The sequence below is a fragment of the Bacteroidota bacterium genome (assembly GCA_030017895.1).
GTDB lineage: Bacteria > Bacteroidota > Ignavibacteria > UBA10030 > BY39 > JASEGV01.
The window spans coordinates 28,666-38,354 of the sequence record JASEGV010000026.1; the positions used below are offsets into that span (position 1 = coordinate 28,666).

Here is a 9,689-nt window from a genome sequence, read left to right on the forward strand (position 1 = left end):
GTGGTTATGCATACTACATAGGAATACCTGCCGCTATCGGAACTTCAAACTATAACAATCTGTACAGCGTTGGAAATTACATTGCCTATTGGAACAGTGATAGGACAACACTCTCAGCTCTTCAAACAGCCAGCGGAAAGGATGCAAATTCAATTTCTGTATATCCACACTTTACATCAAACACTGACCTTCACACATTGTCGCCTTGGCTCAACAGCAAGGGAACAACAGTGTCAAGCGTAAGCGACGATATAGATGGCACAGTACGTTCATCACCTCCCGATATAGGAGCGGATGAGTTTACACCCGACCCATCTACAACAACACCGCTTTCAGGTAGTTATACAGTAGGTAGTGGAGGAAACTATGCATCATTATCAGCGCTGCGAGCTGATTTAATTTTGAAAGGTATCTCTGCACCGGTTACATTTAACATTTTAAATGGTATATACATAGAGCAAGTAGAACTAATACCTGTTCCGGGTGCAAGTAGTACAAATACAATTACGTTTCAGTCGCAGTCGGGTAATCCAGCTAATACTACTTTGTTTTATGCCGCCTCGGGTGCAAGTGATAATTATGTGTTTAGGTTTAACGGTGCAGATTACCTAAGGATTCAGAACCTTACATTATCGAGTAATAATGTAGTTAATGCGACGTATGCACAGGTTATAGATATAGTTGGCGGAGTAGAAGATTTGAGGATTCAAAACAACGTATTATTGGGAACTCAGACATCAAGCGGTTCAGGAAATCAATTTATTATTGGTGCCGATTATTCGCTTTACACGAGCCGCATCATCAGCGGCAATACTTTTTATAACGGTAGTTATGGAGTGTGGCTGAGCAGTATTAGTAACGCTGTGCAAGCTTCAGGTACACAGATAACGAACAACACATTCAGCGGTACGGGTTACAACCCAATATTTTTACGTTATCAGATTGGAGCGCAAGTTAACGGCAACACGATTAGCTCAACTACAGCCCAGCGAGGTATGGAGATTCAGAGCAGTACGGGAGCGATGCAGATATTGAAGAATCAGATGAGCATAAATTCAGGTTTTGGTATCTATCTTTACTATTCTGATGGCGGTACAGGTCTTCCCACACCGCGCGGATTGATTGCAAACAATTTTATATCAGTTGGCGGTGCAAGCACTGCGTACGGTATACAACTTTATTACAGTACTAATCAGGATGTGTATTATAACAGTGTGAATATAAGCAGCACAAACACAACGGCTGGTCGTGCTCTGTCGGTTGATGGTGGCAGTAGTATCAATGTGGTGAACAACATATTTGCAAACCCAGGCGGTGGTTATGCATACTACATAGGAATACCTGCCGCTATCGGAACTTCAAACTATAATGATATTCATACAACAGGATCGACATTAGCTTTTTGGAGTGGAGATAGGGCTAATCTAAGTGCATTAAAAACAGCAAGTGGTAAAGATGCTAATTCAGTCTCTTTAGATCCGCTCTTTACATCAAATACTGATCTACACATAGGCACATTAGGATTAGATAGTGCTGCAACACCACTTGCATCGGTTACTGACGATATCGATAATGAACCGCGCGACCCCTCAAAGCCGGATATAGGCGCTGATGAGTTTCGTATTATTGTAATCCCGATTTCTTTAGGAGTAGAATATAAAGACACATTAAAAGCATTTGGAGTTAGGTACTATAGACTAAATACCATTGCGGGGAAAACTTTATCGGTGAAAACTCAAGCAACAACCTTGTTGAAGCCACCGGATGCTTTCACATCTACATCTAGAAATTTAGACCGCAACACTTACCAATTCCGCTCGGAGAAAATTGGTTTTTCAACGAACGAAATCATAATACCCAACACAATCGACGGGGCTTACTACTTCTACGTTTATAATCCAGAAAACAGTATTAATCCGTATAAATTCCGAGCCGACTCGTTGAGTTTTTCTATTCAACGAATACGAGAAAATACTGCTGGCAATAACGGTGAGATAACGATTGAGATAATAGGCGCAAGGTTCGAGGCAAATTCGACAGCAATACTCAGACGGGCAGGTTCTACTGATGTCGTTGCTCAACAAACGAATTTTATTAACGAATCACGCTTGACTGCTGTTTTTGTTCTGAACAATGTAGCTATCGGTCAGTGGGATGTTGTTGTTCGCAGACCGAATGCCACTCAAGCGGTACTAACCAATGGCTTAACTATTCAACCCACAGCGCCTCTCGATATACAGATATCTATGTCGGGTCCTGCTGCGATACGCCAACGGCAACCAGGTTACTTCTCATTGAATGTTCACAATCCGATGAATATTAATATCGAAAGAGCACTTGTTTATTTGAAAGTAGCCGGCGACGTAAGTTTGGTTGTAAAGCCTGAAGCGCTCCCTATGGATGTGCCGCCTTTACCGAATGTAAATGTATATTTAGATTCAGCTACAAATACGCGCTCGATTTCATTATCGCTATTTAATATCGGAGCTGGACGTACAAAATCTATCCCCATGACGATAACTTTTAATAGAGGTGGTAGATTCCATTTTTATGCGGATGCTTTTATTACAACGCGTTCTAGCCTAGACTCTGTATATTATATTTCAATAAAAACCGCACTGGATAGTGGATGGTTGGATACATCGAAAGTTTTAGCCAATACTTTTTTGAATTTTCCTAATGGTATAACACAAGGTTGTCCGTATGATGACGCAGGAGCTTGTGATGCTTGGAATCTAAGAAATCAACAGCAAGATATGGCACAAGATGCACAGGGTGTGGTGCAGGATGCTGCTACAATGCTATACTTCCCATTCAAAAAACCCGGTCCTGGGAAGTTATTTAGCTTCGGTAATTTTTTTAGAAAATTAATAAACTTTCATAATAAGCATTCACAAAATAATCAAAATGTTAGTTCGCCTGAAGGTGTCGGCTCGTTCGATCCGAATGATATTGTAGGACCTGCTGCTAATGGCAACTTAAATTGGATTCAACATAAGTCGCTCTCTTACTTAATTCAATTTGAAAATGATCCGGATTCAGCAACTGCACCTGCTCAAGCGGTTAGGGTAATTCACAAACTTGATCCTAATACAGACTTCGGCAGCTTCACTCTTGGAAGTTTCGGTTTTGGTTCTTTTACATTCAATATCCCACCGGGCAGAGATTTCTACTCGGCTCGTTTAGATGTAAGAGATTCCTTAAGCCTTTATGTAGATTTTACGGCAGGAATATATGGCGATTCAATCGTGTGGGAATTCCAATCGATAGACCCACTGACGAATCTTCCGCCGACAGATCCATTCTCAGGCTTCCTGCTGCTGAACGACTCGCTCCACAGAGGCGAAGGGTTTGTAACTTATTCAGTCCTTCCAAAAGCTGATATCACAACTGGAAGCAGGATATACTCTCAAGCACGAATCTATTTTGACGATAACCCGCCTATCTTAACTCGAAATATTTTCAGAACAATCGATGTCGGTAAGCCAACGAGCTCCGTCAAATCATTAAATTCTACCTCGCCGAATTCATTTAATGTAAATTGGAGCGGCGCTGATGATGCAGCTGTTTATCAATACACGATCTATGTTTCTGAAAACTCTGCAACATTCAAAGCATGGTTGACGAACACATCTGATACATCTGCTATCTTCACAGGCGAACACGGGAAAAACTACGGATTTTTCAGCATCGCGATGGATACAGCAGGAAATGTAGAGCAGGCAAAATTATCTGCTGAAACGAATACTAATGTAGTATCAGTTTCTGATGGTTCTGATGTTCCGTATCAGTTCAATCTCTCACAAAATTATCCGAATCCATTTAATCCGGCTACAACTATCAAATACACTATACCCGAAGCTTCACATGTAACACTTACTATTTATGATATAGTCGGCAGAGAAGTTATAAGGCTAGTTGATGAGGTTCAAACTGCCGGACACAAACAAGTAGTTTGGAATGCCGCTACATATCCGAGTGGTGTGTATTTTTATAGGATTATTGCAGTCGGTGAAAATAAATCTGGCAATAAATATACGCAAACTAAAAAACTTTTACTTTTGAAGTAGGCTCAATTAATTTAATTCTTAAAATGTTCAGATGGCAGTTATCCTTTAATGGGTAACTGTCATTTGGATTTTTTTACAATAAATCAATCAATCAATAACGTTCTTTTCTAACTCAAAGGAGACTCAAGATGAAATCCATTCTCGGCTGGAATTCCACTTGAAAGGCTTACCAGATAGCAGAAAAAAAAAGTCATTAATCAAATTATTTAAACAACTTTAAAAAAGGAAAAATCTAAAATGAAAACAATCATAATTTTACTTGCAGTCATACTTACCCCGCTTGTATTATTAAGCCAGGATATTAACGGCAAATTAGGAACAGACGGACAATTCATAATCAGGGATACAAATAACACATTTATTAGTGTTCCGCAGAGTAGCGGTTATTTAACACTGAACCGGAGTTTAACTCTGCCAAACACAACAAGTTCAACATTAGGTATTATTTTTAAAGGTGCATTCAGATTTTTGCATAACTACGGGTCACAAAATATATTCTTAGGTGTCAATTCAGGCAACTTTTCTATGACCGGTATCGGCGGTAACACTATCGTGGGATTTTCATCTTTCATTTCCAACACCACAGGTTACGAAAACACAGCCGTGGGTTCTAACGCCCTCTACTCAAACTCCACAGGTTATCTTAACACAGCCTTTGGGACACATTCTCTCAACTTAAGCACCACTGGCTACCATAACACTGCGTTTGGCTCTTATTCTCTCCGCTCACACACCGTAGGTAACCAAAACACGGCTTTGGGATATGCTTCGCTCTACTCCAACACCTCAGGTAGCTTTAATACAGCGGTAGGATACCAGTCTCTCTTCAACGGAACAGGCGGTAACCAGAACACAGCAGTGGGTTATCAGTCTCTCTACAACACCACAGGATCCTATAATACTGCCATAGGATATGATGCACAGGTGCCAAACACAGCGGGAAGCTACCAGGTGCGAATAGGCAGTCACGCAATTACCTACGCCGGTGTGCAGGTTGCGTGGACGATCACAAGCGACAAGAGATGGAAGTCAAATATCCTAAACTCAAACCTTGGTTTAAATTTTATCTCTAAACTAAATCCTGTTTCCTATTCCCGCACAAACGATGAAAACCAAAAAACTGAATACGGATTCATAGCTCAGGAAGTTGAAGAAATTTTAAAAGGAGCAGGCGTTGAAAACAGCGGAATGCTAACCATAGACGATGAAGGCAAATATGAACTAAGATACAATGACTTACTCGCACCAATGGTTAAATCAATGCAGGAGTTGAATATGAAATGTGAAACATTGGAAGAAAAAAATAATAATTTAGAAGAAAAAATCATAAAACTTGTGCAGATGCAGAATATACTTGTAAATGAAATAGACAAGATTAAATCAAATGACACATATATAAAAGAAGTTAAACTTGGAGTAAAATAAAATATGAAAAAAACTAAAATATTTTCGGTGGCGCTTTTAGCGGTAACTTTTTTTGTGATAACCATTTCAGCATCATCGCAGAGTGTGCTCACACTCCATCCGGGTTCATCAATGGGTGTATCGGCAGGAGCAGATTTATGCGTAAATATAGTTACCGGAGGAGGAATTCTTTACGGAAACGGTACAATTTGTGGAGGAATAATTACCAATGTGCCGATATCCTCAAACGAAATGCCTACGGTTTTCGGTATCAGCCAAAACTACCCTAACCCGTTCAACCCAACAACGAATTTTGGATTTCGGATTCCGAATTTTGGATTTGTTTCTCTGAAGGTGTATGATGTATTTGGTAAAGAAGTTACGACATTGGTTAATGAGGTAAAACATCCTGGTGAGTATTCAGTAAAGGGGGATGCGAGTGGTCTCGCAAGCGGTTTATACTTCTATCGCATACAAGCGGGAAACTTTATAGAAACAAAAAAACTTTTATTACTCAAATAAAATAAACATTAAGAAAGGATTTTTTTATGAAACGCTTAATTAAATTTATCCTCGCAATACTTTTAATCGTGTTATGCACGTCTATCTCAACGGCACAAATCCCTCGCACTTTATCATATCAAGGCGTGCTAACAGATAGCTCTGGGAACCCAAAACCTGACGGAGTCTATTCCTTAGTTTTTCGATTATACGATACACCAACGGGTGGTGCCGAACTGTGGCGTGAGTTTAAAGATATCGCGTTAAAGCGTGGGCTTTTCTCAACTCAACTTGGTGATCAAACACAATTCGAACCGCTTCTTAATTTTACGAAACAATACTGGTTGGGTATTCAATATGAAAGAGATCCCGAAATGCTGCCGCGAATTCCGCTGAGCTCTGTTGCATACAGTTTCAATTCTATAAATTCCGATTCATCTCAAGTAGCACTAACAACAATAGATGGGGCAATCACAACAAGCAAACTCGGCGACCTTGCAGTAACAACTATAAAGATCGAAGAAAATGCAATAACCAGCAATAAGATCGTTGATGGAACAATTCAGTCGATTGATATTGGCAGTGGTCAGGTTGTAAAAAGTTTGAACGGATTAAAAGACCATCTGTTCATCGGTGGTGCTGGTGGCGCCACTGTGACCACAGCTGGAGATTCTCTCATCATCAACGCCGGCAGCGGTACTGGTGGAACAGGAATTCAAGGTGTGCAGAACACAAACAACACACTCGATATCACCAATCCTAACGGTCCAACTGCAACCATCAATGTGAAAAATAATGGAATAACATCAGATCATATTGCTGACAATGCGATAACATCGAGTAAAATATCTCTTCCCTATGTTGGCACAACCAATTCGTCAACGCCGGCATTTCAGCTAACAAACACAGGAACAAGTAATGGATTATGGATCACAGCCGCAAATGATGCGATAGTTGCGCAATCAACCAATCCGAACAAGAGCGGTTTGTGGGCAAACAGGTAATTTTACACAAACTAAAAAGCTTTTGCTTTTGAAATAAGTACAATTGATATACTTTTAACAATATTCAGATGGCAGTTATCCTTTAATGGGTAACTGTCGTTTGGATTTTTACAATCAATAATTAACGTTCATTAACAAACCAAAAGGAGTACATATGAAAATGTCCAAATTCCACTTATTCTTTGCTGTAATCTTAGTATCAATTTTAGTATTTACCGGATGCTCAAAGGATTCCAATAGTCCTGTCGATCCAATTGCTGTAACCAGTGCTGAAGCTAAATTAACTTTAAACGGTGCAGGTTACACTAATAAATCTGTAACTCTTAGAAATGGTATCTGTGCATTTTCGCCAAACGACACAGCGACTGCAATACAGTTTTCAGGCAAAGTAGATAATGATTCACTTTATTTTACAATTATATTTAAGGGAAATCAAACAGGCACAATTAACTGGGACGATGATAATGGTACTATAATCTACCGAACTACATCGACAGGAAATTACTTGTATTTTGGAATAACGCAAGGAACGACTACTGTAAGCAGTTATGGTGCTGTCAATGGAAAAGTTGAAGGTACTATAAGCGGTAAATTAATTGAACAAACTTCACAGGCAGAATTAAATATCAATGGCTCATTTTCTGCAGTAAGAATACCGGATATAGTTAATTAATTACTCACTCACGTTACGCAAGTGTGAGGAGAAAGGTAAAAAATTCGATTAATTTTCTGGTATAAAAAAAGAGGTTGAAAATAGATAAGCAACTCTTAGTTTCAGGAAATCTCACATTAGCAGAGTTATGGAAAATAATAAATCCTGCCGTAAGAGAAATTGAGAGTGAAGACGGAGTAATCATAATAGGTGATACCATAGAAGAAAAACCGGTGGGAAGTTACGAAGTTGAGTTCGATGGGTCGAGATCGACAAGATGTGTGTATTTCTATCGGCTTCAGTGTAACAACTTTTCAGAAACGAGAAAACTTTTATTACTCAAATAAAATAAACATTAAGAAAGGATTTTTTTATGAAGCGCTTAATTAAATTTATTCTCGCAATACTTTTAATCGTGTTATGCACGTCTATCTCGACGGCACAAATCCCTCGCACTTTATCATATCAAGGCGTGCTAACAGATAGCTCTGGGAACCCAAAACCAGATGGAATGTATACATTCACATTTCGTTTTTACGATGTTGCAACCGGCGGTGCTGCACTTTGGACAGAAATTAAAGATCTTCAAATAAAACGAGGGTTGTTTTCAACTACCCTCGGAGATATTTCTTCCTTCACACCACCAGTTACATTCGATAAGCCCTACTGGTTAGGCATTAAACCTGGATCCGAACCTGAGCTTTCTCCACGCATATCCTTCTCATCAGTTGCGTATAGTCTCAATTCGTTAAAATCTGATACTGCCCAATATGCAAGGACAACGCCTTCGCAAATGTATGTTGATAGTGCTCGGATAGCCGGAACCATTTCTGATAATACAATTACAACTAACAAGATTGTAAATGGCACAATTCAGCGTGAGGATGTTGTTCCAAATTTTACAGCACCATATAGCGATACCGCTGCTTATGCACGAGTTGCACCCCAAGCCGGATTCGTCGATAGCGCGAGAGTTGCGGCAACGATACCGGATGGCATCGTGACAACGAGTAAGATCGGGAACAACGCAGTGACCAGCGGAAAGATTGCTTCGGGCCAAGTGGTAAAAAGTATCAATACACTTAAAGATGATGTAACACTTGCCGCGGGCGCGAACGTTACAATTACGCCGAGCGGTGGAACGCTGACAATTGCTTCGAGTGGCGGTGGGAACGTGAATGGCACAGGCGCAGCATCTCAGGTACCGTTCTGGACAGGGACATCGAGTATGAGTGGAGATGATGGATTAGTGTGGGATAACACGAACAAGAGACTTGGTGTTGGGACAACGAGTCCATTATATCCATTAGACATTTCAACCGGGGCCAACATAGGTATACGCGCAATAATGAGCAGCACTTCCGGCTATGGAATATATGGTGTGGCGACAGCAACAACGGGAAGTACGTACGCAGTCGGAGGAAATAATTCAAGTTCCAATGGAATTGGAGTATATGGTTACGCATCTTCGACCACAGGTGGCAATTACGGAGTCTTTGCAGAGAGTAAAGGTTCCACCGGGCGAGGTGTTTCTGGTCTAGCATCGTCGACCGATGGAGTTGCCTATGGAGTCTATGGGGAAAGCAACAGCTCCGCTGGAACCGGGGTTTTCGGTTTCGCATCATCAACAACGGGAACCAACTATGGCCTATCAGGCCGTAGCAATAGCTCTGGTGGAATCGGTGTCCATGCCTTGGCGTCATCCACCACCGGGATAACATATGGAGTGATTGCACAGAGTAGCAGTTCAAGTGGCATGGGTGTGTATGCGCTCGCATCAGCGGCGTCAGGCAACACCCTCGGGCTCTACGGAGTGAGCCTTAGTTTTGACGGCACAGGTGTGTATGGCAATGCCCCATCGACGACCGGATTCGCCGTCGGCGTCTATGGAAGAAGCATGAGTTCAGATGGCAAAGGTGTGTACGGCAATGCACCATCGACGACTGGCACCACTTACGGAGTTTATGGAACGAGTTCTAGTTCATCAGGGACTGGCGTTAGAGGCCATTCCCCATTTTTCGGGACAAAAATAATTTCTGGTGCTAACGGAATTTTAAA

The 9,689-nt window shown here is 40.9% G+C and carries 7 protein-coding genes; all 7 read left to right on the forward strand.

What is annotated here, in order from left to right; all coding sequences use genetic code 11:
- Positions 1 to 4,070 (forward strand): T9SS type A sorting domain-containing protein (locus QME58_06715; GenBank protein MDI6803523.1); only part of this gene is annotated, 4,070 nt, incomplete at its 5' end.
- 237 nt (positions 4,071 to 4,307) lie between these two features.
- Positions 4,308 to 5,495 (forward strand): tail fiber domain-containing protein, encoded by a 1,188-nt coding sequence (locus QME58_06720; protein MDI6803524.1) that lies wholly within the window; start codon positions 4,308 to 4,310, stop codon positions 5,493 to 5,495.
- 3 nt (positions 5,496 to 5,498) lie between these two features.
- Positions 5,499 to 5,996 carry a T9SS type A sorting domain-containing protein gene (locus QME58_06725; GenBank protein MDI6803525.1) on the forward strand — a complete coding sequence of 166 codons (498 nt, stop codon included), beginning with the start codon at positions 5,499 to 5,501 and terminating at the stop codon, positions 5,994 to 5,996.
- Between the two features lie 26 nt (positions 5,997 to 6,022).
- The gene (locus QME58_06730; GenBank protein MDI6803526.1) at positions 6,023 to 6,979 is read left to right on the forward strand and encodes a hypothetical protein; all 957 of its coding nucleotides are present in this window, start codon (positions 6,023 to 6,025) and stop codon (positions 6,977 to 6,979) included.
- A gap of 154 nt (positions 6,980 to 7,133) precedes the next feature.
- Complete coding sequence (locus tag QME58_06735; protein MDI6803527.1) at positions 7,134 to 7,652, forward strand: hypothetical protein; 519 nt, start codon at positions 7,134 to 7,136, stop codon at positions 7,650 to 7,652.
- Between the two features lie 74 nt (positions 7,653 to 7,726).
- Complete coding sequence (locus QME58_06740) at positions 7,727 to 7,978, forward strand: hypothetical protein (GenBank protein ID MDI6803528.1); 252 nt, start codon at positions 7,727 to 7,729, stop codon at positions 7,976 to 7,978.
- A 26-nt stretch (positions 7,979 to 8,004) separates the two neighbouring features.
- The coding region (locus tag QME58_06745; GenBank protein ID MDI6803529.1) for a hypothetical protein at positions 8,005 to 9,689 on the forward strand (1,685 nt) is incomplete at its 3' end.

Bases quoted from the DNA above. Each gene is read 5' to 3' on its own strand.
- QME58_06720 (MDI6803524.1), top strand. From the start codon at position 4,308: ATGAAAACAATCATAATTTTACTTGCAGTCATACTTACCCCGCTTGTA.
- QME58_06725 (MDI6803525.1), top strand. From the start codon at position 5,499: ATGAAAAAAACTAAAATATTTTCGGTGGCGCTTTTAGCGGTAACTTTT.
- QME58_06730 (MDI6803526.1), top strand. From the start codon at position 6,023: ATGAAACGCTTAATTAAATTTATCCTCGCAATACTTTTAATCGTGTTA.
- QME58_06735 (MDI6803527.1), top strand. From the start codon at position 7,134: ATGAAAATGTCCAAATTCCACTTATTCTTTGCTGTAATCTTAGTATCA.